Origin of the sequence: Neobacillus mesonae, from assembly GCF_001636315.1 — a bacterium.
In the GTDB taxonomy this organism is placed as follows: domain Bacteria; phylum Bacillota; class Bacilli; order Bacillales; family Cytobacillaceae; genus Neobacillus; species Neobacillus mesonae.
This window is the reverse complement of sequence record NZ_KV440949.1, coordinates 4,327,836-4,354,537: the sequence shown is the minus strand read 5'-3', so window position 1 is coordinate 4,354,537 and position 26,702 is coordinate 4,327,836. Positions and strand designations below refer to the sequence as shown.

The 26,702-nt window shown below is 38.9% G+C and carries 27 protein-coding genes; 7 read left to right on the top strand and 20 right to left on the bottom strand.

The window, feature by feature from the left end:
• Positions 1-50: 50 nt before the first annotated feature.
• The 4 genes from A6749_RS20390 to A6749_RS20375 form a co-directional block, all read right to left on the bottom strand.
• Positions 51-1,223 carry a pyridoxal phosphate-dependent aminotransferase gene (locus tag A6749_RS20390; protein ID WP_066395334.1) on the bottom strand — a complete coding sequence of 391 codons (1,173 nt, stop codon included), beginning with the start codon at positions 1,221-1,223 and terminating at the stop codon, positions 51-53.
• Positions 1,224-1,433: 210 nt separating this feature from the next.
• Entirely contained in the window at positions 1,434-2,561 is a 1,128-nt protein-coding gene (locus A6749_RS20385) for an ATP-binding protein (RefSeq protein ID WP_066395325.1), read from the bottom strand.
• 220 nt (positions 2,562-2,781) lie between these two features.
• The gene (locus A6749_RS20380; RefSeq protein ID WP_066395320.1) at positions 2,782-5,076 is read right to left on the bottom strand and encodes a transketolase C-terminal domain-containing protein; all 2,295 of its coding nucleotides are present in this window, start codon (positions 5,074-5,076) and stop codon (positions 2,782-2,784) included.
• Positions 5,076-6,089, bottom strand: coding sequence for a 2-oxoacid:acceptor oxidoreductase family protein (locus A6749_RS20375; protein ID WP_066395317.1), 1,014 nt, complete (start codon positions 6,087-6,089; stop codon positions 5,076-5,078). Before A6749_RS20375 ends, A6749_RS20380 begins: the two co-directional genes overlap by 1 nt.
• 319 nt (positions 6,090-6,408) lie before the next feature.
• Between A6749_RS20375 and A6749_RS20370 the strand changes: the two genes are divergently transcribed.
• Positions 6,409-8,157 (top strand): B12-binding domain-containing radical SAM protein, encoded by a 1,749-nt coding sequence (locus A6749_RS20370; protein WP_066395314.1) that lies wholly within the window; start codon positions 6,409-6,411, stop codon positions 8,155-8,157.
• Positions 8,158-8,270: 113 nt separating this feature from the next.
• Here A6749_RS20370 and A6749_RS20365 read toward each other — a convergent pair whose 3' ends face one another.
• The gene (locus A6749_RS20365; RefSeq protein WP_066395304.1) at positions 8,271-8,474 is read right to left on the bottom strand and encodes a hypothetical protein; all 204 of its coding nucleotides are present in this window, start codon (positions 8,472-8,474) and stop codon (positions 8,271-8,273) included.
• Positions 8,475-8,608: 134 nt separating this feature from the next.
• Here A6749_RS20365 and A6749_RS20360 point away from each other — a divergent pair, with 134 nt between their 5' ends.
• Positions 8,609-8,968 (top strand): DUF3905 domain-containing protein, encoded by a 360-nt coding sequence (locus tag A6749_RS20360; protein WP_066395301.1) that lies wholly within the window; start codon positions 8,609-8,611, stop codon positions 8,966-8,968.
• A gap of 105 nt (positions 8,969-9,073) precedes the next feature.
• On the top strand, positions 9,074-9,274 hold the full coding sequence (locus tag A6749_RS20355) for an alpha/beta-type small acid-soluble spore protein (protein ID WP_066395297.1): 201 nt from the start codon (positions 9,074-9,076) through the stop codon (positions 9,272-9,274).
• Positions 9,275-9,320: 46 nt separating this feature from the next.
• On the opposite strand, the gene A6749_RS20350 is transcribed toward A6749_RS20355, so the two are convergent.
• From A6749_RS20350 to A6749_RS20340, 3 genes are all read right to left on the bottom strand, one after another.
• Entirely contained in the window at positions 9,321-10,541 is a 1,221-nt protein-coding gene (locus A6749_RS20350; RefSeq protein WP_066395294.1) for an anti-sigma factor domain-containing protein, read from the bottom strand.
• A complete protein-coding gene (sigI, locus tag A6749_RS20345) occupies positions 10,538-11,284 on the bottom strand; it encodes an RNA polymerase sigma factor SigI (RefSeq protein ID WP_066395291.1) in 747 nt (248 codons plus the stop codon). The genes A6749_RS20350 and sigI overlap by 4 nt, the downstream gene beginning before the upstream one ends.
• Before the next feature lie 166 nt (positions 11,285-11,450).
• Positions 11,451-13,034, bottom strand: coding sequence for a peptide chain release factor 3 (locus A6749_RS20340; protein WP_066395284.1), 1,584 nt, complete (start codon positions 13,032-13,034; stop codon positions 11,451-11,453).
• Between the two features lie 193 nt (positions 13,035-13,227).
• Here A6749_RS20340 and A6749_RS20335 point away from each other — a divergent pair, with 193 nt between their 5' ends.
• Positions 13,228-14,937: an AAA family ATPase gene (locus A6749_RS20335; RefSeq protein ID WP_407937535.1), complete on the top strand. Its 1,710-nt coding sequence runs from the start codon at positions 13,228-13,230 to the stop codon at positions 14,935-14,937.
• Between the two features lie 60 nt (positions 14,938-14,997).
• Here A6749_RS20335 and A6749_RS27820 read toward each other — a convergent pair whose 3' ends face one another.
• The 6 genes from A6749_RS27820 to A6749_RS20315 all read right to left on the bottom strand — a co-directional run bounded on the left by A6749_RS27820 (position 14,998) and on the right by A6749_RS20315 (position 17,814).
• Positions 14,998-15,129, bottom strand: a complete 132-nt coding sequence (locus A6749_RS27820; protein WP_084797916.1) for a YjcZ family sporulation protein — start codon at positions 15,127-15,129, stop codon at positions 14,998-15,000.
• A 20-nt stretch (positions 15,130-15,149) separates the two neighbouring features.
• The gene (locus A6749_RS27815; RefSeq protein ID WP_084797915.1) at positions 15,150-15,251 is read right to left on the bottom strand and encodes a YjcZ family sporulation protein; all 102 of its coding nucleotides are present in this window, start codon (positions 15,249-15,251) and stop codon (positions 15,150-15,152) included.
• Positions 15,252-15,385: 134 nt separating this feature from the next.
• Entirely contained in the window at positions 15,386-15,811 is a 426-nt protein-coding gene (locus tag A6749_RS20330; RefSeq protein ID WP_066395278.1) for a CotY/CotZ family spore coat protein, read from the bottom strand.
• A gap of 154 nt (positions 15,812-15,965) precedes the next feature.
• Positions 15,966-17,006, bottom strand: coding sequence for a GerAB/ArcD/ProY family transporter (locus tag A6749_RS20325; RefSeq protein ID WP_066395275.1), 1,041 nt, complete (start codon positions 17,004-17,006; stop codon positions 15,966-15,968).
• Between the two features lie 2 nt (positions 17,007-17,008).
• Positions 17,009-17,251 carry a hypothetical protein gene (locus A6749_RS20320; RefSeq protein WP_066395271.1) on the bottom strand — a complete coding sequence of 81 codons (243 nt, stop codon included), beginning with the start codon at positions 17,249-17,251 and terminating at the stop codon, positions 17,009-17,011.
• A gap of 110 nt (positions 17,252-17,361) precedes the next feature.
• On the bottom strand, positions 17,362-17,814 hold the full coding sequence (locus tag A6749_RS20315; RefSeq protein ID WP_066395268.1) for a CoxG family protein: 453 nt from the start codon (positions 17,812-17,814) through the stop codon (positions 17,362-17,364).
• Positions 17,815-18,067: 253 nt separating this feature from the next.
• Here A6749_RS20315 and A6749_RS20310 point away from each other — a divergent pair, with 253 nt between their 5' ends.
• Complete coding sequence (locus tag A6749_RS20310; protein ID WP_066401070.1) at positions 18,068-18,676, top strand: YczE/YyaS/YitT family protein; 609 nt, start codon at positions 18,068-18,070, stop codon at positions 18,674-18,676.
• A 95-nt stretch (positions 18,677-18,771) separates the two neighbouring features.
• On the opposite strand, the gene A6749_RS20305 is transcribed toward A6749_RS20310, so the two are convergent.
• Positions 18,772-18,966 (bottom strand): IDEAL domain-containing protein, encoded by a 195-nt coding sequence (locus A6749_RS20305; RefSeq protein ID WP_066395264.1) that lies wholly within the window; start codon positions 18,964-18,966, stop codon positions 18,772-18,774.
• Between the two features lie 206 nt (positions 18,967-19,172).
• Here A6749_RS20305 and A6749_RS20300 point away from each other — a divergent pair, with 206 nt between their 5' ends.
• Complete coding sequence (locus tag A6749_RS20300) at positions 19,173-20,018, top strand: alpha/beta fold hydrolase (RefSeq protein ID WP_066395260.1); 846 nt, start codon at positions 19,173-19,175, stop codon at positions 20,016-20,018.
• Between the two features lie 46 nt (positions 20,019-20,064).
• Here A6749_RS20300 and A6749_RS20295 read toward each other — a convergent pair whose 3' ends face one another.
• From A6749_RS20295 to cccB, 4 genes are all read right to left on the bottom strand, one after another.
• Positions 20,065-20,664 (bottom strand): response regulator transcription factor, encoded by a 600-nt coding sequence (locus tag A6749_RS20295; RefSeq protein ID WP_066395254.1) that lies wholly within the window; start codon positions 20,662-20,664, stop codon positions 20,065-20,067.
• Positions 20,665-20,667: 3 nt separating this feature from the next.
• The gene (locus tag A6749_RS20290) at positions 20,668-21,819 is read right to left on the bottom strand and encodes a sensor histidine kinase (RefSeq protein WP_236719707.1); all 1,152 of its coding nucleotides are present in this window, start codon (positions 21,817-21,819) and stop codon (positions 20,668-20,670) included.
• A 38-nt stretch (positions 21,820-21,857) separates the two neighbouring features.
• Complete coding sequence (locus A6749_RS20285; RefSeq protein WP_066395241.1) at positions 21,858-22,868, bottom strand: Delta(5) desaturase DesA; 1,011 nt, start codon at positions 22,866-22,868, stop codon at positions 21,858-21,860.
• 226 nt (positions 22,869-23,094) lie between these two features.
• Positions 23,095-23,457, bottom strand: coding sequence for a cytochrome c551 (gene cccB, locus A6749_RS20280; RefSeq protein ID WP_066395239.1), 363 nt, complete (start codon positions 23,455-23,457; stop codon positions 23,095-23,097).
• Positions 23,458-23,616: 159 nt separating this feature from the next.
• Between cccB and A6749_RS20275 the strand changes: the two genes are divergently transcribed.
• Positions 23,617-24,786 (top strand): pyridoxal-phosphate-dependent aminotransferase family protein, encoded by a 1,170-nt coding sequence (locus A6749_RS20275; protein ID WP_066395235.1) that lies wholly within the window; start codon positions 23,617-23,619, stop codon positions 24,784-24,786.
• 59 nt (positions 24,787-24,845) lie between these two features.
• Here the strand turns inward: A6749_RS20275 and A6749_RS20270 are convergent, their stop codons facing one another.
• Positions 24,846-26,420 carry an LTA synthase family protein gene (locus A6749_RS20270; RefSeq protein WP_161487160.1) on the bottom strand — a complete coding sequence of 525 codons (1,575 nt, stop codon included), beginning with the start codon at positions 26,418-26,420 and terminating at the stop codon, positions 24,846-24,848.
• Positions 26,421-26,702 lie beyond the last annotated feature (282 nt).

Genomic DNA, 26,702 nt, shown 5'->3' with positions numbered 1-26,702 from the left:
GTTTCGACAAATACATTAATAAATTTCTTGTTTTTTCGACAAAGTCGTTTTTAAACAATTTGTAGACTTCTGATTCTGCTGACAGCCTCTATAAGACGTTCTTCTGATGACAAGAGACCCACGCGGACAAATCCTTCTCCAAATGAACCAAATCCTATCCCAGGTGCAACCATAATATGAGCCTGTTCGAGTAAAATCGTGGAAAATTCCTCTGATGTATACCCTTTTGGTACCTTCAACCAAGCAAAAAATGAGCCCTTTGGAGCAGTTACTTCCCAGCCGATTGCCTTAAGTCCGTCAATCAGTACGTTCCTTCTTTGTTCATATAATCTAGTTAATTCCCTTACACACTCCTGCGGCCCTGTCAGCGCTTCTGCTGCCGCTTCCTGGACCGCTCCAAACAAACTGACATATAAGTGATCCTGCAGGAGCTCAATGCTTGAGATAATACTCTCATTCCCCACAGCAAAAGCAACCCGCCAGCCGGCCATATTGTAGGTTTTAGATAATGTGTAGATCTCAACTCCGATATTTTTTGCCCCTTTTGCCTGCAAAAAGCTTAGCGGCTTAATTCCGTCAAAACCAATTGCCCCATAAGCAAAATCATGAACTATACAAATATTATGATCATTTGCAAGTTTGACGGTTTCTTCGAAAAATTCCTTTGTTGCCACGGCGCCGGTTGGGTTATTAGGATAATTTAAAAACATTAATTTTGCATCCGCCAAATTATCTGAGGAAAGTTCTTGGTAATTCGGCAGAAAGTGATTTTCTTCACGTAACGGCATCGTTACCATTTCCGCTTTTGCTAAGGCAATCCCTGACCAATAATCAGGATAACCCGGGTCTGGGACAAGAATTGTATCGCCCGGATTTAACAGACACTGGGGAATTTCTACCAGGCCCGCCTTACCGCCAAACAAAATTGCCACTTCCTTATCAGGGTCAAGCGAAACCCCATATTCTCTCATATAAAAATCGACTGCAGCCTGCTTAAAATAACTAAACCCTTGAAATGGAGAATATTTATGGTTTAGTGGATTGGCTGCTGCTTCCTGGAGCTTTGCAACAATATGCTTTGGGGTTGGCTGATCCGGATTGCCCTGTCCTAAATTAATGACATCATATCCCTGCTCAATGAACTGGCTAGCCTTCTTCGTCAACGCTGCAAAAAATTGCTTTGGCAGACTATTTAATAATTCAGATGACGGAAATTTCGTCATGTCTTCACCTGCTTTATCTTTTCTCATGAATCTTTAATGATTGGCTTTTTTTAAAATTTGAAATTCTAGTCACAAATGATATTACTTTTATCCAGTCTTGTAAAGCAAAAATTCTAAAAATTTATTACTGATATTTATCCATCTGTTACTTTTTAGCGCAATTAACAGATAGCCTTACTAAAAAAGCAATTCGATTTTCGAATTACTTTTTTAAATAAGATCATTTTCTGCTTGATTGGCTTCAAGTTTGAAATTGAGCGGCAATATAATATGAAAAATACTCCCTCTACCTTCTTCACTTTCAATTTTAATCGTTCCTTGATGCTCTTCGATAATTTTATAGCTTACCATTAGTCCCAGCCCTGTTCCTCTTTCCTTTGTTGTATAAAAGGGCTCTCCAAGTTTTTTGATTTTTTCTTTTGAGATTCCAGTCCCCTCATCTTGAATGGAAATGTAGGCTCGATTATTTTCAAGTTTCTTTACTTCAACAGAAATGTTTCCACCTTTTGGCATTACTTCAATAGCATTTTTGATTAAATTGATAAAAACTTTTTTTAGTTGATTTGGCTCACAAAAAAGAGGTGGAAGGTCTTCATCGTATTTAGTTAAGAATTGTACATTATGTAGGACGGCATGTGCATGTAATAAGTCAATTGTCTCCCGCATGATTTGTCTGATATCTTTCTTCTGAAACTTGATCGCCTGAGGCTTTGCCAGCAGCAAAAACTCATTAATAATAGAGTCAATTCTCTTTAGTTCAGCGGTTATTACCTGATAGTACATTGCATGCTCTTTTTTAATACTGCTTTCAAGTAATTGGATAAAGCCTTTTAATGCCGTCATCGGGTTTCTAATTTCATGAGCAATTCCGGCGGCAAGCTCGCCGATGACATTTAAAGTTTCTGATTTGCGCAGCTGTTCCTCCATAGCCGCTTTTTCGGTATTATCCTTAAAAACAGTCAGATTTAATCCTTCAGTAATATTAATTTTGGAATTACACTCTATACTTCTGCTATTGCCATTTGTATCATCAAAAATAATAGTAGAGGTATGACGGTGATTTTTTAACGTCATTTCGAGATGTTGAATAATTTCTTGCATTAGTTGTTTTTTAGAATGAAAAGGATCATATACAAATTGACCGAGCAGCTCCTTTTTGGATTGGCCAAATAGCTTTTCGCCGGCGAGATTGATGTCCACAATCCGAGAATGGTGATCCCAAAGGATCAGTCCATCAATTGAGTCCTCAAAAACCCGTTTATATCTTTCTTGGTTTTCTTGTAAAATACTTTCCTCTTTTTGTTTTAGAGGAATAGCATTCTCCTGATCGAACTGCATTTTTTCTTAATGCCCCCTCGCTTACATCCATATCAAGCAATAATATAAACTCTATTCGACATATAGCGGGAAAATTCCTTTTCATCAAATTTTTATTTATTAAAAAGCTACTTTAAACTTGGTTGAATTCCATTCCAAGCACCATAGATTCAAAATTATCTAAAGCAATTCCATCAAATATAACAAACGCAAAGCGTTGTCGCTTTGCGTTTGTTGTTTTTTATAGCATTGGGTTTTCATGCTTTGCTTTCAAGCGCTGCCATCTTTTTTCAACTTCTTCTTCAAATTCTTCTAATAATGGCTTGTTTTCTTCATTTAACAGATGTTTCGTTTTTCCCATGTATCTAAGCCACTCTGACAACGAAATCCGTTTATTTTTTTCCTCTGGATTATAAGTTATGGTTGTGATTCCTTGTTCTACCTCATAGAGAGGGAAGAAACAAGAATTTACAGCTGCTTCGACAATCTTTGTTCCGTACCGGTCATCAGACTTCCAGTTTAATGGGCAGGTAATCAAGATCTTGCCGTATACTGTTCCGACATTTTGAGCATACCATTGTGCTTTTGCACCTTTTTTGACCAAATCCTGCGGAAAGGCTTCTGACCCTGTGAAAACGTATGGCATATTGGTCGCTGCCATAATTTGCGCCGTATCCTTGTGATGGAAAGCCTTGCCGCGCTGGGCTTTCCCAACACCAGAAGTGCTCGTCATATGACCGATTGGTGTGGAATAGGACATTTGAGAACCAGTATTCATATAGCCTTCATTATCATATTCAAGCATAATCAATTTATGTCCTCTTAGTGCCGTGCCAATAGCTGATCCCATACCGATGTCCATACCTCCGTCACCCGTTACCATGACAAATGTAGCATCGTCTGAAACTTTAATTTCCCCGCGGCGCTTCAATTCCATAAATGCCTCAACAGTACCGGATAGAGTTGCGGCACCGTTTTGGAACAAATTGTGCATCATTGTCTGTTTATGTGATGTATGTGGATAACCGGTTGTTGTTACATACGCACAGCCAGTTTGGAACAGGGTCACAATATCTCCCTCGATCCCTTTAAAGAAAAGCTCTAATCCGGCAAAAATTCCGCATCCGGGACAAGCCCCATGTCCTGAAGCAATTCGTTTTGGCTTGCTTGTTAATGCGCGCAGCGGCGGGATTTTCACTTTTAATTTATTTGTTTCCTCATCCATTTTTACCTCAATCATCCCTGAATTATAGACATCTCCATGCTGAGGGAGAATCACAGGCTTAAGGTTTTTTTCCGGATCACCTGGAACATGGCCATAGTAATCAAAAGGTTTTTCAGCATAGCCTTTCTCCATTGCGTCAATCGCCATTGCAAACAGATTTTCGGCATCACTTGCGTAGAAATCTTTACCTCCTAATCCAAATACCCGGCTTAAGCAAATCGTTTTATTATCTTTATCATCTTGAAGCGCAGATTTCACTTCGTGTGTTAAGTTAGGACCATTTGCACCATAGGAATCTGCACGCTCGCCAATCAACAATGCTTTCACACCCTTAAGTGCTTCACGAATTTCTTGTGCCGGAAATGGACGAATGATATTAGGGCTGATTACCCCGGCCTTTATTCCCTTAGCACGAAGCTGGTCAGCCACATCCTTGGCGGATTCAGCTGCTGAATTTAAAAGGAATAATGCCACTTCCGCCTCTTCCATTTTATATAGGTCAAGAACAGGATATTCCCTGCCTGAAAGTTTCCGATACTCGGCCGCAACTTCTTTAAATACATCTGAGGCATTGTACATTGCTTCCGACTGCTGATAATGATTATTGATGAAATCATCACCACTCATATGAGCACCAATGGTTACCGGTTTTTTTGGATCCCTGGCAAAATTATAATCAGTCGGGCACTCGCCGACAAATTGTTGTACAACACGGCGGTCTTTAAAGTACTCGACTCTCCGTTTTTGGTGCGAAGTAAAGAAACCGTCATAGGCAACAATGACCGGCAGACGAACTTTTGAATGTTCGGCAATTTTCAATGCCATGATATTCATATCGTAAACAGCCTGAGGTGTTTTAGCTGTTAAAATAACCCAGCCTGTATTTAAAGCATAATATAGATCGGAATGATCTCCGCGGATATCCAGTGGTCCGCTTACCGAACGAGTAACCAGGTTAAGCACCATTGGAAAACGCGTGCCTGATTGGACAGGCATCTGTTCAATCATGTATAAGAATCCGTTTGCACTAGTTGCATTAAAGACACGTGCACCAGTTACAGCCGCACCGTAACAAATCCCTGCCGAACCATGTTCCCCGTCAGCCGGAATAAGCTTAATATCATGCTCGCCGCGCGTTTTCATTTGATCTAAAAACTGGGCAACTTCAGTTGAAGGGGTAATTGGGAAGTATCCCATTATATGATAATTAATTTGCGCAGCAGCCATTGCAGCCATTTCATTTCCAGATTCAAAGGTGAAAACCTGCTCCGCGGCGTTTTGGGCTGTTAATTGATCTTCTAAAATTGCCATTAGAACCTACCTCCTGCTACAAATGGAAAGTTTTGCTTCACCCGGTTTTCATCTGCATAACCGAGCAGTTCTCGCAAGTCGCCAAGTGCGTCGGTCGGACATGCTTCGACGCATTTTAGGCAGCCTTTGCAATATTGATAATCAATCCCTTTAAGGAACATTTGCTTTCTGCCGCGCTTATCTTCCCCTTCTTCCCAAACAAAACAAAAATCAGGGCAAACATTATCACATGCAGCACAATGAATACATTTTTCCTGCTTAAATTCCGGAAGAAATCCCTGTCTTGAGCCGCTTAAATCTTTTAATATGCTATTGGCTTGAGCAGTAATGACCCCGCCTATTTCCTGGGTTAGAAACCCTAACTGAGGCTTGGACCGGGTAAAGTTTTTTCCTTTTGCTCCTTCAGGCACTTCATAGGTTTTAAATTGCACCTCATTATATCCTCTGTCAAATGTACGAATATTGGGCTCAACTAAATGCGGATATTTTTTTGTGAAGGTTTTTCTAATCACATCACGCATGGACTCAGGATCTAGAAAATCGCAAATTCGATACAATGCCCCCAGCATCGCAGTATTGACTTTTGTTTTTTCCTCTACGGCAATGGATAATGCATCAATAATTGCAAGAGTTCCATATTCGAGCTGCAAATCTCTTCTAACATCATCAAAATCTCTTGATGTGTTGACTAAGACAATTCCTTCCGCATCAAGACCGCTTACAACATTTACTGTTTTATACAATGCTTCATGAAATACGCCGACAATGTGCGGCTGTTCTATCGGACTATGGTCTCTGATTTCAACTTCAGGGTCGCAGAAACGGATAAAGCTTTTTACGGGTGATCCTTTTTTCTCCGATCCATAAGATGAGAAGTTAGATCCTTTTAAACCAAGACTTAACACCCCTGCCTCTGCCAGCATTTTTCCAGCCAAATTTGCCCCAAGCCCGCCAATGGACTCCAGGCGGATTTCAAAAAATCCCAGTTCATTTTTTTTCGGTAATATAGACATACGATCCTTTCCCCCACTTTCGTTCAAAAACGGTTATTGAAAAAGAAATACAATATACCTGTTCATCCGTATTTTAGGTCATTTTTAATCATTTGGCTGTGACAAAAGTCAAACACGATAAAAAAATCCTTAACACACTTCTCCTCAATCCCAAAAAGTCTTTGTCTTTATTGAATTTATATTTATATTATTTTTATATAACAGCACCCCCAATGTATTATAACAGGGTTAAAAAGCATACTTTTTATTCTCTTTTGTCTTTTTTAATTAAAATAGGCTATAATTTTAAATGGTTTATCTTTAAAAAGGAGCTTTTTTTATGAATGTTATTTGTTCTACATTGAACGCAAAGTATATCCATACCAATCTTGCTATCCGATATCTTAAGGCATTTGCTGCCCCGGAATTTGAGATCCGGATTAAGGAATATACGATTAAGGATCCGGTTATGAATATTGTTTCTGACCTTTATCTACAAAAACCTGACGTCATTGGCTTTAGCTGCTATATTTGGAACATCGAAGAAACTCTTAAAGTAGTAAATATGCTGAAAAAAATTGATCCTTCCATCTCCATAGTCCTTGGCGGACCCGAGGTAACCTATGATACCGCTTGGTGGATGGAGAACTATCCAGAAATTGACTTTATTGTTATCGGTGAAGGGGAACAAACCTTTAAACAGCTGCTAACAGAAATGGAGTCATCGCAGGCATTTGAAAATGTTCCCGGTATTGCTTATCGCAAAAATGGGCAGATCCATTCTACATTACAAAGAAATAAACTGGATTTGAAAGAACTTCCATCTCCATATCGTTTTTCTGAGGATATACCCCAGCTCGCAAAACGTGTTACCTATATCGAAACAAGCCGCGGCTGCCCGTTCAGCTGTCAATTTTGCCTTTCATCCATCGAGGTGGGGGTCCGTTATTTTGAGCGCGAGAAAATTAAAGACGATATCCGTTATTTAATGGCAAATGGTGCAAAGACAATAAAATTCGTCGACCGGACCTTTAATATCAGCCGAAGCTATGCCATGGAGATGTTTCAATTTCTAATCGATGAACACCTGCCAGACACTGTTTTTCAATTTGAAATAACAGCTGACATTATGCGCCCGGAGGTCATCGAATTCTTAAATCAAAATGCGCCAAGGGGGTTATTCCGGTTTGAAATCGGTGTTCAATCAACAAATGATTTTACAAATGAATTGGTTCGGCGCAAACAAAACTTTGAGAAGCTGAAAAGAACGGTCACAATGGTGAAGGAAGGAAAGAAAATTGATCAGCATCTTGACTTAATTGCTGGGCTGCCGGAGGAGGATTATTCATCATTTCGTAAAACGTTCAACGATGTGTTTGCCATGAGGCCGGAGGAATTACAATTAGGCTTCCTGAAAATGCTAAGGGGCACTGGTGTACGTATTCGTGCCGAAGAACATCAGTATGTTTATATGGACCATTCTCCTTATGAAATTTTAAGCAATAATGTATTATCCTTTGATGACATTGTTAGGATTAAACAGGTGGAGGATGTCTTGGAGAAATATTGGAATGACCATCGAATGGACACCACAGTGGAATACTTGGTTACTAATGTGTTCTCAACACCGTTTGATTTCTTCCAAGAATTTGGGACTTACTGGGATGAACAGGGGTGGTCAAGAATTGGGCATCAGCTTGAGGATTTATTCCGCCGTTTGATTTCTTTCTTAGAGGAAAAATCGATTGAACAGCTTGATATCATTAGCGGTTTAATGAAGTATGATTATTTAAAAAGTCATAAATATAAACCGAGAAAGCCATGGTGGAACCCAACATTTGATAAATCAGAACGGTCTGCCGTCTATCATCAAGTTATTAACAATCCAAAGCTATTAGGACAAACGTTTCTTGATCTACAATTAAATGAAAAAGATTTATACAAACATACGATGGTAGAAGAACTTGCCTTTAATTTGGAGAAATATTTGTCAGCTGGAATAATTGAAAAGCAGCCTTCATGTTTATTGGCATACTTTGAACCAGCAAAAGAACAAACCTTAATTTTTTCATACGTAGAAGCTTTATAAGCCGGAGTAATCCCCGGCTTATTTTTTTTATTTTACCTTATCCTTTTTCTTCCGATTTTTTGTTTCTATAAGCGGAATGTAGATTACATCGCAAAATTCGAAAAGAAAATTCCTCAGTCGGTATACTTGGAGGTGTTTTGCGACGTCTTTTCATTATTACTTCTTCCTTTTTGACCTTGTTTAGAATTTCGATTAGCAAACCTTATCGCGTTATTATTATCGGTGAATTCAGCAGAGAATTCACTTTCCTGGATATTTTTCCGCGGTGTTTTTGTATACTTTTCAACTGCGTCAAATTCTGCCTTTCGCTTTGCCATAAAGATATTCCCCCCCTTTTGATGAACTACAGTTTATAGTGTTAATCAAATTTCATTTAATATGCGCTGGCTATATTTTCATAAATAAATTTTAGTCCCTTACAAAAAATACTCATTAAAAGAGGTGAAATCATATGAAAAAGGAAAAGAATAAGCAAACACAATTAGAGAAAAAAGTAAGTATTAACGAAACGCTTCCACATCAGATCAGCGCTCCAAGCTTTAAAGGCACAGGCATAAAAATGGAAGCCCCATATGTCAACAATTACGGAGTCGTGATTGGTGACAGCCTTTATGCTTCAGAAAATTCGCCGCTTGAAAACTGGTCAGATGAAACCGACCCGGCCATTATGTCAGGAGATGATTGGGTCCATCCAACTAACGATATTGGCTGGAATACTACAGAAAATCGGGAACTGCTTGAAAGTAAAAGAAAACCGCAGGGAGCTCCTTTTATGCATCCAACTAAGGATGTCAGTAAAGGAACAGATTAATTATCCAATATCGAAAAACATTACCACTTATGAAAACAATGCTTCAAATCAATAATATTTGTACAGAGGTTTATAAATTCTCTGGTAAAAAAGGAGTGAAGCAAAATGGCAAACAGCAGAAATAAACTATTGGTTCCAGGGATTGAACAATACTTGGATCAGGTAAAATATGAAATCGCCCAGGAATTTGGGGTTCAATTGGGTTCTGATACCGTTTCAAGAGCTAATGGCTCGGTCGGCGGGGAAATTACGAAAAGATTAGTACAGCAAGCTCAGGCCCAGCTCTCGGGCAGAAATAACCAGTAATTAAATACAAATGGAAAAAGTCCGGCGAATATTGCCGGACTCCTTTTTATTTCTTACCCTTATATTTTCCATATGGCTTTTGCTTTAGTTTGTGATTGTGATTGTGATTGTGGTTGTGATGTTCTTCTCTATTTTTGTTTCTCTGCTGGGGATGTTTTTTGTTATTGCCTCGGTGCTTTACGGCATCCTTTTTTTGTTGCTTGGTTTGCTGCTTTGTCTGCTGCTCGGTTTGCTGCTTTGTCTGCTGCTCGGTTTGCTGCTTTGTCTGCTGGTTCTTGATTTGTTGCTTGGTCTGCTGTTTTTCTTTTAGTTTGGTTTGCTGCTTTTCCTTTTGTCCCGCTTGAAATTGTTGATTTTTCTCCTTCTTTAATTGACCGAAATTTTTGGCTTTTTCCCCATTCATTTTTTTGAGCTGCCCGGGCGGAATCTTTTTTCCTGAAGATTTATTCTCGTTTTCCCCGTCTTTGTTCTCGCTAGAAAAGATTGATTGCTTCTTATATTGCCCAGGTATTTGGGAAGTCTGGTTTTTCTTTAGCTCGGCCCGGTAGCTATTTTCAGCTTTTTTCTTTTCACTGGTTTTCACATTGATTTTTGCTTTATTACGATTATTAGCTTCGTACTTTCCAGCAGTGACCCCAAGTTGATGGGCCTTTTTTAACTCTTTTTCTGTACAATTTACAACTGTAACTTCTAATGCTTGGGAATTAATAGCGGCTTTAATTTCCTTTATATGTTCCTGTAGCTTTTCTTCAGCATCCTTATCCTCTTCTTTAGTTCGAACAGTTGAAAAAATGACTTGCTGATTTTGATCCAGAAAACCAGCCTGTTTTATTTTTAATAACAATGTTTTTGTAAGCTGAGACACATCCTGTTTCTTCCATTCAGACATATCGGAAACAATCTTTTTCCCTGCTTCATTAAAACCGGTCAATTCAATAACCTGCATTTTATTATTAACCCCAAGCTCTATGCTTGGATTGACATCTATGGACATATAGGCATACGCTTTATCATTTTGAATGATTGGAAATAAACTCCCTAGTATAATAATAAGTGCTAGGGTAACAATCCAAACCGGCTTAAACCGAAATAAATCGCCGATTCTTTGAATATTGTTAGTTTTTTTGATAATCGGAACTGGATAAAAATAAATTTCTTCGCCAATTATATATGGCTGATCCTGCCTTTTTGCCCTTAAAAATTCTCCTTCAGGGGTCAGAAGTGTAAGAAAAGCACCTTCTATTTCCATTACAATTCCTTTTTTCATGTTTCAAGTACCCCCTTTATATAATCCTGTAAGTATAGATAATCGCCGGATAAAATAAGTGCAATGGCAATAATGTATTTGCGATTCCGTTCTATTGTTTTACGACTGACATCGACCTTTTTTTCCAGCTGCTTAATTGGCAGCCGTTTCTTTGCTAGTAATAATTCTTTTAACTCTTGGTCGTCCACTAATTTTTTTGCGACCATTATTGCATTTATTCTCGCGTCACTATGTTTAGGGGAGTTTTCCACCAAATCACTTAAACTTAAGTCAAAAGCAGCCAGAAGATTTTGAAACTGCAGCACTTCTTCTTTTCGAAGTTCTTCATCATTCTTTTTTTGGTACTCTTCAAGGGAAAGCTCATTTACAATTGCATTCCCAGACGCTTCTTCCTCAATTGTGTTATTTGTCAGGTCAATGCTGATATGTTGGTTCTTGGTCTGTTTCCGAATATAATCTATTACTCTACGTTTAATGATAATTTCTGAAAAGTTTAAGAGAGAACTTCCGCGCTCTGGTGAGTATTTTTCAATAGCCTCATTAAAGGCAATTAATCCTATGCTAAATTCATCATCGGTCTCATAAATATATCTTTTACACACAGAAGAAACCGTCTTTGCAATAAATGGTTTATATGCCTCAATCAGCTCATTCAGCAGCGAATTGTCACCCGCTTGAATTAAGGCAACTGTTTCTTCTATTGTTGGTTTCTTTTTTTTAGCCATAAACAATAAACTCAGCATATGCTCACCTCTATTCGACCAATTATATCATATGTTCGGTTCTTTTTGGGAGGTAAGCATTTTCCTGTTCATCTACAGGTTACGTTTACTTTTTCAATTTCAGGGGGGTTGAAATTAAAATTTTATGTTTTTTTAATAAAAAAAATGGCGGGTAAGGGCCCCGCCATTATTGTTCATGCTGATCCATTGGATTATATAGTTTAACATTAGGATTTTTATCTTGAAACCATCTTAAGGCAAAATCATTTTCAAACAAAAATACATAGTGGTCATAACGGTCTTTTACCAATAAGCTTCTAGAACTTGAAAGATTTTCATCAACAGTATCATTTTCGATCCAGCGTGTAATCTTCGACCCTAAACGTTCCATTAAAACCTCTGCATTATACTCATTTTTCATTCGGTGTTCGAAAACCTCAAATTGAAGCTGACCTACAGCACCTAACAAATATTCATCCGTTTTCACCGTTTTATAAAGCTGAATCGCTCCTTCTTGAACAAGCTGCTGTATTCCCTTATAAAACGATTTTTGTTTCATTACATTTTTAGCCGATACCCGAACGAATAATTCCGGTGTAAATTGCGGTAATTTCTCAAATTGGAAATCATTCTTTCCAGTTGTTAACGTATCGCCAATTTGATACGTTCCTGTATCATATAACCCAATTATATCACCGCTGACTGCTTCTTCTACGGTGCTTCGTTCCTCAGCCATAAAGGAAGTGGATTGTGAAAGCTTAAGCTGTTTCCCTAACCGTGGTATATTGACAGTCATTCCCCGTTCAAACTTGCCGGAACAGATGCGGACAAAAGCAATTCGGTCCCGGTGCGCAGGGTTCATATTAGCTTGAATTTTAAATACAAAGCCGGAAAATTGATCCGACAGCGGGTCAATCTCACCAATGGATGAATTACGCGCCTTTGGAGCAGGAGCGAATTGTAAATAAGTTTCCAAAAATGTTTGAACACCAAAGGTGGTTAGCGCACTTCCAAAAAAGACAGGGGTTAATGTCCCATTTGCCACTCTCTCCTCGGAAAATTCATTCCCCGCTTCATTAAGGAGCATCATTTCTTCAAGTGTTTGATCATATAAGCCTGAAGTTTTCAGCTTATGCTCTCCTTCAATTTCCCCATCCTCGTTTAATGGGATAAATCGATCTTCTTCATTTCCGCGGAACTGCTCTACCCGATTATAATAACGGTCATAAATTCCAAGAAACTCTTTTCCCATGCCGATTGGCCAATTCATTGGATATGATTCAATACCAAGAACTTCCTCTAATTCAGCAAGCAGTTCAAGCGGCGCTTTACCTTGACGGTCAAGTTTATTAATAAATGTAAAAATCGGGATTCCGCGCATGCGGCAAACTTTAAAAAGCTTTATCGTTTGTTCCTCGATCCCTTTCGCTGAATCGATAATCATCACCGCACTATCGACAGCCATTAACGTTCTATACGTATCTTCACTAAAATCCTGGTGACCAGGAGTATCAAGAATATTTACCTGGAAATCGTTATATTGAAATTGCATTACACTAGAAGTAACAGAGATCCCTCTTTGTTTTTCTATTTCCATCCAATCACTTGTGGCAAATTTACCTGTCTTTTTTGCCTTTACAGTACCAGCATCGCGAATGGCCCCGCCAAATAGCAGTAATTTTTCCGTTAGTGTCGTTTTACCGGCGTCCGGGTGGGAAATGATCGCAAATGTCCGGCGCGATAATACTTCATTTTTAAAATTGTTACCCATCATGTCTTCCTCTCTTTTGACAAAAGTTTTTGTCCATAACTTTTATCTTAGCGCTGAAACCTTCACTTTGCAATATGTCAATGAGCGGACTTAATATTTTTCTTTTTGCCACAATATAGTCTTCCACCAATTCCCACATCCATTTTTCTGGAAGTCGTTTTATAATGGAATAGTACTCTGGTCAAGGAGGAGGATTTCATTGAATCGAAGCAAAATCATTGTATCGAAGTTTATTCCGCTTATCATTGCGTTAATTATAATCATTTCCGGCAGCATTTGGTATATACAGTCTGCGAAAGATGAGATTTCCATTCCCTTTTCTTCAGTTGAAAAGATGATTCAAAATCAGCATGGAAAAAAGATTGCCCTTACTGAACAAGCCGACGGCAGTATTTATATTGAAACAGGTAATGCAAAATACATTTCACATGTTCCGCCAAATAGTCAAATGATTAATAAATTAGTAGAAAAATATAATATTGATTACTCCTTCTCTACAAGCAGCCGTTACGGCAAATGGATTTTAGGCGGTCTAATCCTTCTTTTGGCGGGTGCAGCATTTGCACTTCAAAAAACAAAAGGAAGTTTCGGACTAAATTCCATGAAGAACAGCGTGGCCAAATCCCGGCCGCTTCCAAACATCAGCTTAAAAGATGTCGGCGGTCTTGGTGAAGAAATGAAGGAGGAAATCCAGCAGACATTGACTACTCTAAAAGAGCCGGAACGGGCCATTCAATTAGGAATCAAACCGCCGAAAGGCATCCTATTATATGGTCCCCCCGGAACTGGGAAAACCTTATTGGCACAAGCAATTGCCCATGAATTAAACGCTTCTTTCTTTTCGGCGAGCGGTTCAGCATTTAACGAGCTCTTTGTCGGAGTCGGTGCCAGTCGTGTTCGAACATTGTTTCAGTCGGCCAGAAAACAGACTCCCGCTGTAATCTTCATTGATGAGGTTGATGCACTTGCGGGAAGAAGAAAGGCACACGGCGGTGAAGAAGCTGAAAAGACATTAACTGAGCTTTTGGTCCAGCTTGATGGCGGTCATTCAAATGACGGAATATTATTCATTGCCGCAACAAACCGCAAAGACATGCTTGACGAAGCGTTTTTACGCCCGGGTCGAATTGACTTTAGTTTCCATGTTCCGCTCCCAGATACTAAAGGAAGAAAAGAGATTATTAACATCCATACTAAAGGAATAGCGCTTGCCCCTGAAGTGGCTGCTTCATTAGACGATTTAGCTGAAAGCACTTCGGGTTTCTCGGGTGCTGAGCTTCATTCCTTATTCGAAACGGCAAGCAGAAGAGCTGTTCGCAATGGGCATGAAACAGTTCGAAAAGAAGATCTTGATTATGCATTGGACCGTACCATCTTAGGCAGTACATCGCGCACACTGCAGGATCATGAAACAAAACATCGTGTAGCTATCCATGAAGCAGGACATGCTCTTGTAGCTTCGGTAACAAAGCCAGGTTCAGTTAGAAAAGCAACAATCATTCCCCGTGGTGAAGCTCTGGGATATGTTGCACCGATTCCCAAAGAGATGCATTTATCAACCACAAGTGACCTGCTCGACCGGATTGCGATGATTTTGGCGGGCGGCGTTGCTGAAAGAATGCATTTAGGAGAGCATAGTATTGGCGTCGGCGGCGATGTCCAGCAGGCGAAACAGATTATTGAGCAAATGGTTGATACAGGTATGCTGCAAGACGGTTTTACTTTAACATTCAGCAGTAAAGATAAAGAAACAAAAATGCAGGAATTATTTGCAAAAGGGTTGGAAAAAGCCGAAAACTTAATCAACAGTCATCATGAACAATACCAGCATTTAGTCGATGCGTTATTAAAAAAGGAAACACTGGAAGGCACAGAAGTAGAAAATATTGTATGGCAGCAATAAAATAATGACGTATGACGCAAAAAAACCGCTTGGCCACCGTACCAAGCGGTTTTTTTATTTTTAATAGTAGCAAGCAGCGCCTACAATAATTAAGAGGATAAATAATACGACGATTAATACAAAACCGCCGGCACCGTAACCGAATCCTCCATATCCATAGCCTCCGCAGCCGTAGCCTCCATATCCAAACATATAATTACCTCCTTTATATTTTAATAAAATCCTCCGACCCAAGCAGCACCTACAATAATTAATAAAATGAACAGAACAACGATTAACGCGAATCCAGCTCCATATCCACCTGCTGCAGTCATTTACTCTACCTCCTTTTTTAAAGTCTATATATCCTATTCAGTAAAATAAAAATGTGCAATAGACTCATATCCTCATTACTTGTTTATAATAAAAAAGAAAAGCCCATTCTCGGGCAGGGCTTTATCATGCAAATTCAACATTTTGGTTCAATAATGGGCAATGGCCGGTTAACTAATTTAGGGGAAAGCGGTTCAATTTTACAGAAACAACTTAAATCAACAATAATGCACTGATCGGTTTTGTTAAGTGAATATATTTCGTCACAAAAAAATTCAATCGGGCAGCCATCCATATCAACAGGTTCAAGAAGTGAAAGGGTTGCACAGCAATGCTTTGTATCAAGCTTCTCCAGCCTAAATACTGACGTCACAAAAAACTTTCCATTCACGGTCCTTCCAAATGCCTCTAAGGGACATTTTTGATTGGAAATGATCAAGGGGATGGTATCATATCCCAGCATATCACAGACAAACCGAAAATCTTTAAATGATAGTTTTTCTTGCTCCTCGAAAAGCTGTTTCAATTCAATGCAAAAGCAACTCTCTCTGTGTCTATCCATATCTATCCCCCTTTCTATAAACCAAAAATCACCCTATTTTAGAATATTCTATTCGGAATAGATGGTATAGGCATCTTTCATGTCAAAACGAATTACTAATTAGCCAAAGTACCCTGCAGGATTAAAAACCGAAAGTTGCTTTTTCGGCTATTCCTCATTTTTCATTACTAATTAAGCTTTTTGTACGAATACCTGATCTTCTGATCTTGACTCTAACCTGAACATCAACAATGGCATATAAAACAGAAAAGAATGACACTAATAGTGATTGCGGGACAGCAAAATAGCGGAATGGAAGACGAAAGATGTACTCCAGCCCCTTCAACCCGCCAAATAAAAAAACAGATCCCTTCACAAAAATTCCCAGCATCATAATAAAAACCGCAAGCGCATCGATTCGTTCGATAAAGTTACCAATTGAAACATTCCGGGCGGCGCTTAACAGAGGAAAATTGGAACGCACAATCGAATCTACCCCCAGCGTCATTAACATTAAAAGGGCAGAAGCGATAAGCAGGAAAGAAGCGGCTGCTACTCCAAGCAGTGAAACCTTCATGCTGTATTTCTTATTGGTCACATATGTAAGAATTACCGTAAAGGCAATCAATTCCCCGTATGGAAAAAATGCCAAATCCTTAAAGGCCGTTGCTAAAATCGGGTTCCAGCCTTCGCGAAGAATCGGCTGGATTTGTTGAAATTCGGTATTACCGCTAACAAATAAAAAAATGGTCAGCAGAATAAAAAAAATCATCAGATAGGGCGTGAAAATTTCCGATGTCCTTGCCAGCACTTCAAGACCTAAATAAACAACATAACCCATCAAAAGAGAAAAGGTAACGGAAATAACCTCAATGGGTGTATGCGGCATAATAGCTGAGGTAATTAATTCCCCAAAATCCCGCACTACCCTGCTGGTAATATATAAGAAGTAAACAACATATAAGAAACCGAAAACGATAGAAATCTTTCTTCCAAAACAAAATTCAAGTAATTGAAACCAATTACTTTCTGGCAAACGAGCCATCATATAGTGATAAAACATCATGATGCCAATTCCCAGCAAGGCGGCAATACAAATGGCAATCCAGGCATCATTTTTTGCATTTCCGCCAATCCCGACAACTATAGCACTGCCTAAAAGAAAGTTGACTAACAATGTTAACAGCTGGCTAAGAGAAATATTTTCCTTTTCCATAACTATGCTTGGTTCCCGTTTGTCTTAATATTTTTCTTCGATAAAAAGATTCTTACATCAATAATCATACTGATCATTAGTCCAACTAGTAATCCCGCGAACACGATATATTTACCGGCAGCAATTTCAGTGAAGAAAAGATTTCTTAGCGCTTCCACATATGAATATTCAAATATTCTTGTATCAAAAAAGGCGATTAACAACGTTAAAAGAACAGTCAGTATAAAATAAGCCAATGTAACCATGAAAAACATCCCCAATAAATTTGTCACCTTATTTTGCCAATACAAAGTAGATTTTATCCAATAACAAAAACAAAAACCCAGCAATTATTATTGTTGGGCTTCTTTTCATATTATTTTACACGCTTTAATTCTCCAAGCTTTGAACAGATTGCCAGTGACATTTCCTCTATTGCTTTTGGAAGGGCTGTTTCTAGCTTTGAATTAACGGCATTCGACATTTTTCCAATCGCAATTACCTCTAAAAACCCAGTAAGCTTAGTTCGATTCAAATTTATCGGCTTTGCTTCAAAATAGCCTTCCCCACCATATTTTTCACTCTTCCCCTTCAACTCAAAACTCACTCTGGTTGGCTCGAGCCACTCCTTTATATCAATGATTAGACTAATTTTCTTTTTCATAATACCAATGTCGCTTTTAAATTCCCAGGTGGACATTCGATCGGTTAATTTTTCATGGTAGATATAATTAGGGACAAGAGGAGCCCAATTGTCCATATCCTTCACGAAATTCCAAATATCTTCAATAGGCAGATCAAATTCAACTTGATGCATTCCGCTTGGCATAGTTTCCCTCTTTCCATATCAGGATAAAAAGACCTTCTCTAATAAGGAAGTCTTTTTAACAGGATATGAAAGGCAAGAGAATTATAGAAGGAAATCTCTTTTATCCATTAGAATAAATCCCGCATCGTAAATTTACCATTGATTATTTTGAAAGCATATTTTAAGATTATAAAATGGATTTGAAAATTCAGATAAGTATATACGTTTACTGGAGGTTGCATAGTTGAAACTGTATAGATATGTATTATTTTTTATGGGGTTAACCTTTTTTGGCTTAGGAAACGCTATTGCCATAAAAGTGAAATATGTGGGCCTGCACCCATGGGAAGTTCTTAATGTGGCTCTTTACCAACATTTTGGATTAACCATCGGCACCTGGGGTGTTGTATGCGGTTTGGTTCTCATTATCATATCCTTATTAATTGACCGGCGGTATATTAATATTGGAACGTTCTTAAATGCGCTGCTGATTGGACCTATTATGGACTTTTTTCTTTGGCTCGATTTATTACCAAAGGCGACGAATTCGTGGATTGACTATTTAATCCTGCTCTCGGCCATTGTGATTACAGGCATTGGCGGGGGAATGTATGTTGCAGCCGGAATCGGTGCTGGACCCCGGGATGGTTTTATGCTGTCTATATCCGATAAAACAAAACTTTCGGTCAGCAATGCCCGAATCATTGTTGAAAGCCTTGTGTTAATCATCGGATTTTTATTGGGAGGACCTGTGTTCATTGCGACTTTCGTTTATACATTTATTCAAAGTCCTGTCTTCCAACGATCATTGAAAGTCTTCAGGGCGTTGGTGGAATTTTTACAAAAAAAGAAAAACAAAACTCAGGAAGGCATTGTGATATAGTCAGAATATTATTCTGAAAAAAGATGAAAAGGCAGAGCAGCCCCGTCCAATGAGACGGGGCTGCTTAATTGAGTAAGGTCAAAGTGACTGCTGTCTTAAGAAATTTTCTTTAGTTCCTCAGTTAATTGAAGGAACAATTCTTTATCGCCCTCTTCTAATGTCAGGTCGATTTCTTTTAGGAGTTTCTCCCTTTTAAACTGCACAAGGGCATGATTTAAAATCATCTCGGCAAACTCGGAATCTGTGTACTCATTTGGCTGTTGTGGTGAACGAAGTAACTTCTTTTCCATTCGGAATCAACTCCTTGAGCTTTTTTTAATTATACTAGTAGTTTTCAAACAATTCAAACATTTTGTTTGATTTTTTGAAAAAATTTTTTTGGAAATTCCGTTTACTTTTTCCTGCAACTGCTTTCCATCATTAGGATGGTGTAAGAAAAAACAATTTGGGAACATTAAATTCATCTATTTATTGAAGGACTAGGAGTGAAGGAATAATGGAACAAGATGTATTGACTGGCTATAAACCGGTAAATGACACAAATGTTTATTATGAATTTTACCCTAATCAATCATCCGACAAAACCTTTGTCCTATTGCATGGTTTTCTTTCATCAACATTTACCTACCGTCATTTGATTTCTTTACTAAAAAAAGATTATCAGGTTCTGTCGGTTGATCTTCCGCCATTCGGAAAAAGCGCTAAGTCGAATCGTTATGTTTACTCATATAAAAATTTAGCGGAAACGGTGATTAAATTAACCGAATTATTTGGACTTAAGAAAATGGTGTTTATCGGACATTCCATGGGGGGGCAAATCGTCTTAAATATTTTGCATATGAGACAGGAAATCGCCGATAAAGCCATTTTGCTCTGCAGTTCAGCCTATTTGAAACGGGCAAAAATGCCGCTGGTTCTCACAAGCTACCTTCCATATTTCCACCGGTTTGTAAAATATTGGTTTGCTAGAACTGGGGTAAAAAGGAATTTGCAAGATGCGCTATATAATCATTCGATTATTAATGAGGAGATGATTAATGGCTACATGGAGCCTTTTCTGAAGGATGAAATATTTATGGCGTTAACAAGAATGATTCGTGACCGTGAAGGTGATCTTCCCCGAAAAATTCTTAACCAAATCCAAACTCCATGTTTATTGATTTGGGGTGATCACGATAAATCAATACCGCTGAAGTTTGGTGAAAAACTAAAACAGGATTTAAGAAATTCCGAACTAATTGTTATAAGAGAAACCGGTCATGCACTCCCTGAGGAACGGCCTATGGAGATTTTTGAATATATAAAAGGATTTATGGAAAAAAGTCAAATGGCAGCTGAATAGTAAAAGAAGTGTTTTTGGCGGTGCCTGTGACCGTATAAAACACTTCTCATTTAAACCAGCCTTTTTCTTTAAATTGAGTGATCGCTTCTATGCGATTTTTCACTTCAAGTTTATCAAGGATGACAGAGATATAGTTGCGGACGGTACCAGTTTTAATACTAAGCTCCTCGGCAATTTCTTTAGTGTTTTTTCCGTCTGCAATTAGTTCGAGCACCTCTTTTTCCCTGTCTGTTAATGGATTTCCTTCTCCGTAAACATCGTCCATTAATTCAGGTGCATAGATGCGTCTTCCTCCCATCACACTTCGAATGGCTTTTGCCAGTTCATCGCTGGGGCTGTCCTTTAATAAATAACCGCTTACCCCTGCTTTTAAGGCACGCTGAAAATATCCTGAACGAGCGAAGGTAGTAAGGATAATTAGTTTACACCCTAACCCTTTTAGTTCTTCGGCAGCTTCAAGTCCGGTCTTTCCCGGCATTTCAATATCCATGATACAGATATCGGGCTGAAGCTTTTTTACAAGAGATACAGCCTCTTCACCATTTGTCGCCTGACCGACGACCTCCATATCCTCCTCCAAATTGAGCAGCGAACCAAACGCCCCAAGGAGCATTTGCTGATCCTCAGCAATCACTATTCTAATCAAGTTTCAGCCCTCCTTCTCACCCGGTTTGACATCATGTGGTACTTTTATGATTAATGCGGTTCCTTTATTGGTATAAAGTTCTAGACTGCCATTGATGAATTCCAGCCGCTCTCTCATTCCAGTAAGTCCATTCCCTTCTACCGGTTCTCCATTTTGAACGATAAATTCCCCATCATCCATTACCTTCATTACGACTTCCTTCCAAGATTGTTCAAAGATAATCTTACAATTTTCCGCCCCGCTGTGTTTAACGACGTTGTTTACCGCTTCCTTTAAACACATACTTAATATATTTTCAGTTAATAATGAAATATTTTTAGGGGAATATTCTCCTTCAACCGTCAAATTGATTTCCGCCGCTTTTAATATTTGTTTGATGCGTGCAAGCTCATCCTTTAAGCGTATGCCGCGCATCGACGAAACCATTTTTCTTACCTCACTTAGTGCTGTCCGGGCAGTTTGCTGAACATCCTTTAATTCACTTCTTGCCTGGTCAGGGTCTTTTGTAATCAGTTTCCTGGCCAAATCCGATTTTAAGCCAATTAGTGAGAGCTTCTGTCCAAGAGTGTCATGAAGGTCGCGGGCAATTCGCTGACGTTCTTCCAATTTTACAAGCTCCGAAATCCGTTTATTCGCATCCTCCAGCTTTTCCTCAAGCTGTCCCCTCTCCTTACGGTTATAAATGCTAAAAGGAAGAAGTATAACACTAACCCAAATAATGATAATAAACGGCAATTGCTGTAAAAAAATTTTTTCATGCATCACAATTCCATAATTGATGGATGCTGATGTGCTGAGTAAATGAATAAAATAAAGCGTAAAAAAGGCAATTCGATCTTTTATATTGCCTAAGAAATAGGCTAGAAAAAATGCAAAGTAAACATAACTAAAAAGGCTCGTCGCTGTGATGGATATTGCGATTAATATCAAAGTCCAAAGATAGACAGGCCAGCCTTTTGAAATAAAAGCGATACGATAAAGGATAAAGAAGGCTAATGTAAGCAAAATTCCGAGTACAATTTGGAGTGTAGACGGCGCTTGAAAGATAAAGTAAAAAGGTAAAATACAAAGAACCGTCCATATATATGGAGCGATTCCGTTGCTTTTTTGAAATGTAATATACTTTTTTAATTTTGTCGTCGCATCTCTTTTCACATGAATCCCCTTCATCCCGCTAACCGTTACAGGTTGAATTATCCCTTCACACTATTTATTTTAACGGAAAATCCAACATCTTTAAACCTGATAAACTTTTTTTGCTGTTCATCCCATAGGTGGAACTTCAATGAGCTTAAGCTCGTTTTTAAGGTAATTGTCGGTACATTTTGCAATGGCGGTGTATTATTATGCGCTTCTTCAAGCTTATAATTCGGCACTCTTGGACTTAAATGGTGCACATGGTGGTAACCGATATTACCTGTCAGCCATTGTAGCAGCTTTGGAAGTTTATAAAACGAGCTTCCTTCCACAGCAGCTCTGACATATTCCCATTCTTTATCTTCTTCAAAATAAGAATCTTCAAACGTATGTTGAATATAAAATAACCAAATCCCAGCCGCTCCGGCAATCCAGAATATCGGACCCTGTACTAATAGTAACGCTTTCCAGCCAATCGTCCAGCATAGTACACCAATAATAACCGCAATGGCTATGTTGATTAGGTACGTGTTTAGACGTTCCTTCAGCCTTGCTCCTTTTCGGTTAAACCGGTTTTTGATAAGAAAGACATAAATCGGACCAAGAACAAACATAACAAGAGGATTACGGTACAATCGATATTGCAGCTTCTTCCATGTGGATGCTGCCATATACTCATCGACCGTCAGAAACCAAATATCTCCAGTCCCTCGTTTATCAAGATTACTGCTTGTTGCATGGTGAACAGAATGATCATGCTGCCATTGACTAAAAGGGAACATTGTTAATATACCGGTCAGCGTTCCAAGAATTTTGTTGGCATTTCGATTTTTAAAGAAAGAATAGTGACAGCAATCATGAAAAATGATAAAGGTTCGAACTAAAAATCCTGCCGCAATAACACCCAGAGCTAATGAAAGCGTGTAAGATATCGAAAGACTTTTATAACTTAAAATCCATAGGAGAAAAAAAGGCACAATTGTATTTAATATCTGCCATACACTGGCTAAACGATCCGACTTCTCGTAAGGGGTCATCTGTTTTCGCAAAATTTTTTGTTTTTCCATCTTGTTTTGAAATCCCTTTCTTTTATTGATATCTCAAATTATATAGAAATAAAAACATGATTTTTAGTCATACATGTCATAGCATATATATGACAAATGTCATATAGTGCCGAAATACGTTTCCCTTGTCACGATTATTCTTGCGGAATTTGATGAAACAGAAGAACCGTCCCCGTTCAACAAAAAACCAGATGGATATTGAAATCCATTCTGGTTTTTTGTTTTATTATTTTTTTGCTGCCAGCCATGTTGCGACGGCATCGGCATCAGCGTCTGAAAGCTGAGTTTGTGCCGGCATTTGTCCTTTACCTTTGTGAATAATATTTAAAATATCATCCTTTGAAAGCTCAGAGCCAATCTTGGTTAGATTAGGACCTACGCCACCTTTTAAATCACCGCCGTGACATGCAGCACATGTTCCTTGATACACTTTTTCGCCATCAGCTGACGTAGGTGCGGGGGCTTGCTGCTCTGTTTTATTAGTGGTGGTGTCTTTATCTTTCGTCGTATCTTTATCAGTCCCGCCCCCACAAGCTGTCAGAGAAACAAGAAACATGCAGCAAATCGCTCCATATAAAATTTTCTTCATTTATTTCACCTCCGTTAAAATTTAGATTTTGTTATTTTAACCTGCAATATTCATAAAGGTACCCATAGTTTTATTTCCTAAAACAAAAAAAATAAAAGAGGATTTTTAAGCTTATTATCGAAGTCGTATAGTGTAACGATATGATAGGAGGATTTAATCATGAGGAATACAGAAATGCTCCTTATTCCAGGGCCTACACCAGTGGTTGATTCTATCTACGATGCCCTTGCTGAGGAAACAAGAAGTCATACTGATTCAAGGTTTGTTGCTATTTACCGAAGCGCAATTGAAAAAACAAGAGAAATGTTAAAGACAGATGGCGAAGTATTTGTTATTTCCGGGTCAGGTACACTGGCAATGGAAATGGCGCTTGTGAATACTGTCAGCAGCGGGGAAAAACTGCTCGTCATCAGCCACGGCTATTTTGGCGACCGTTTTATCCAATTAGGCAAAGCCTTCGGCATTCAAGTCGAAGTCCTTCAAGCGGAGTGGGGTAAACGAGTTTCACCTGAAGAAGTTGAAAAGAGACTGGCAGAAGGAGAATTTAAAGCGGTTACAATCACACACGCCGATACTTCAACAGGTGTGGCTGCTGATCTTGATGCCCTGGTGCCTGTCATTAAAGAACACGGTGCCCTCGTTATTCTAGATGGTGTCTGCGCAACTGCCGCGATGGAAGAGGATATGAGTAAAACATATGGAGCTCCTGACTATAAGATTGATGTAATTCTTACCGGTTCACAAAAAGCAATTGGTGTCCCACCGGGGCTTGCCATTGTTGCTTTTAACCAATCGGCCTTGGCAGCAAGGCAGAAAATCAAGGGTGTACCGGCCTACTATTGTGATATTTATAATTGGATTCCAATTATGAACGACCCTTCAAAATATTTTGCCACACCGCCTGTGAACCTCATTTATGCCTATGATGAAGGCATGAGGCTCGTGCTTGCCGAGGGAATGGACGAACGGTACAAACGCCATGAAGCATACGGCAAAGGCGTCAGGGCAGCTCTGAAAGAATACGGAATGATGGCCTTGGCGGAAGAAGACGTAGCGGCTGCTACCTTAAGCTGTATTCTTTACCCGGATGGACTAAATGATGCCGCTTTCCGTGCTGCGCTAGCGGAAAAAGGGATGATCGTTTCCGGAGCCCTTGCCCATTTAGCCGGCAAAGCATTCCGGATTGGCCATATGGGGAATACAACTGCACAAATGCTCGAAAAAGCCATCGTTTTGATTGGTGAAACAATGAACGAGCTTGGGGTTCATGTTGATTCCAGCAAGGCAACGGCGCGGTTTAACGAAGCCATTTCCCTTTGCACCAAATAAATTTTTTCATAAATAAAGAAGGCAGCTGGAAAAGATATCAGCTGCCTTCTTTATATCCATTATTGATTCCCTGAAAATATTTTTCGATAATAATCAGTTTCAAGTATTTTTGCTGAATAATGAAATTTACCTTCCACGATTGCTGACATTCTTTTTATATATTCGTCGGCTGCTGTTTCACCATTATTCGTTATAAATGTATTTGTTACCGCATTATATTTCCCTTTGTCGGTTATAAAGCTTTTATTCGAAAAAATAACAAGCGGGCTTGCATTTGAGAAAACATCTTGTCCCATTAACAGCCGGGAATCATATTCGAGACCGAGCAAATTAGAAATAGTTGGGATTATGTCCAAACTCGAAATTGGTTTTGTCACCGTTATCGGTTTCATCCCTTTTGTATAGAGAATAAATGTACTTTTAAATAATTCAAAGTTTTTTTCTACAGTATGCCCTGCCAGTTCATTAATCGTTTTCATATCCAATCCATATGGATAGTGGTCAGGACTAAGGGCAATCAAGGTTTTATCAGCAACCCCTGCCTCCTCAAGCTGATCTAATAAATATTTTAATGCCCGGTCCAGCTCAACCTGTGTGGCAATATACGCTTTTGCTTGTTCCGAATAAGGCAAATCCTGCACAAGATTTTTATTTTTATGGGCAATGTAATTCCCCGTAAAAGAATATTGCATATGCCCGCTTACGGTCATGTAATAGGTATGGAAGGGCTGATTATGAATGAATTCCGGGATTGTTTTTTCCATCATTTCCAGGTCTGATTCCGGCCAGGTTTTCTTCACATCCAGTCCATTTCCTAACGCCTTATATATATAACCCATGTTAGGATGGGAAATATTCCTTCCGTAATACGTATAAGAGTGATCATGAAAAGCCATCGTTTTGTAATCCAGCTTTTGCAGCTGATTCCCCATTACAAAAGGAAGATAATTCTTACCTGACTGTTTAAAACTCCATACTCCGTTCTTAGGAATCAACCCGGTGCAGGCAACATATTCACCATCAGAGGTACTGACCCCCCATATTGGATTATAAAAGTTCGTAAATTGAAAACCACTATTAACCAATTTATATAATGTCGGGGTAACACCTTTATGGATTGCATAAGGTGAAAAACCTTCCGCGGTAATGAGGATTAAATTATAGCCCTTATATTTCCCTGTATATTCATTTTTGGCCGTAGGCTGGACTTGCTCAAAATATTGATGCATTTCTTTAAGCTGGTGATTCTTTTCATTGGCGGCAAGTTGGGTAAAATCAATATCCATCGTATTATATTCAACGATTTTCCCGGATGTTTCCCGCTCATTTGGATCTTCTTTGGCTTTGTCGGAAGGTGCGGGTGCGGGAATATATTTAGAGTCACGAGGTGCCGCTAATTCAATGTCAGGAGACCAGCCGGTAATAAGCCGCTGCAGGTCGAGTCTCATCGTCGTTAGCAGGCCTAAACGCTCGACAGACAATTGTGGGTAACTATTTTTGAAATATAAATCATAAGCTGAATTTGGCGCTTTCCCCCCGGCATATACAGCAGCAATACCTGTTCCATGCGCAAGGAGCGCACAGCAGGCAAGGGAAAGTTTATTAACGGTACTGCAAGATTTAAACACTAGCATTTTTTTACCGAAAACTACAAGAAACAATACCGGAGCGAAAAAAAGGAATAATAAAATTGAATGCTTACCGGCAAAAGCCGCAATATCCCGCCAAAATTCAACAATCTGACCCCCATTGCTTACGGAATATAAACTATAGTAAGTCCTAAAAAACTTGAAATATATAAATTGTGAAGCGTAAATAAATGATGACAGTCCAAGAAGACATATAGATAGAAAAAAACCGGCCTTCCTTTTAAAAAAACTGCATAGGAAGAAAAACAGGAACGCTAAGGAGAGTAA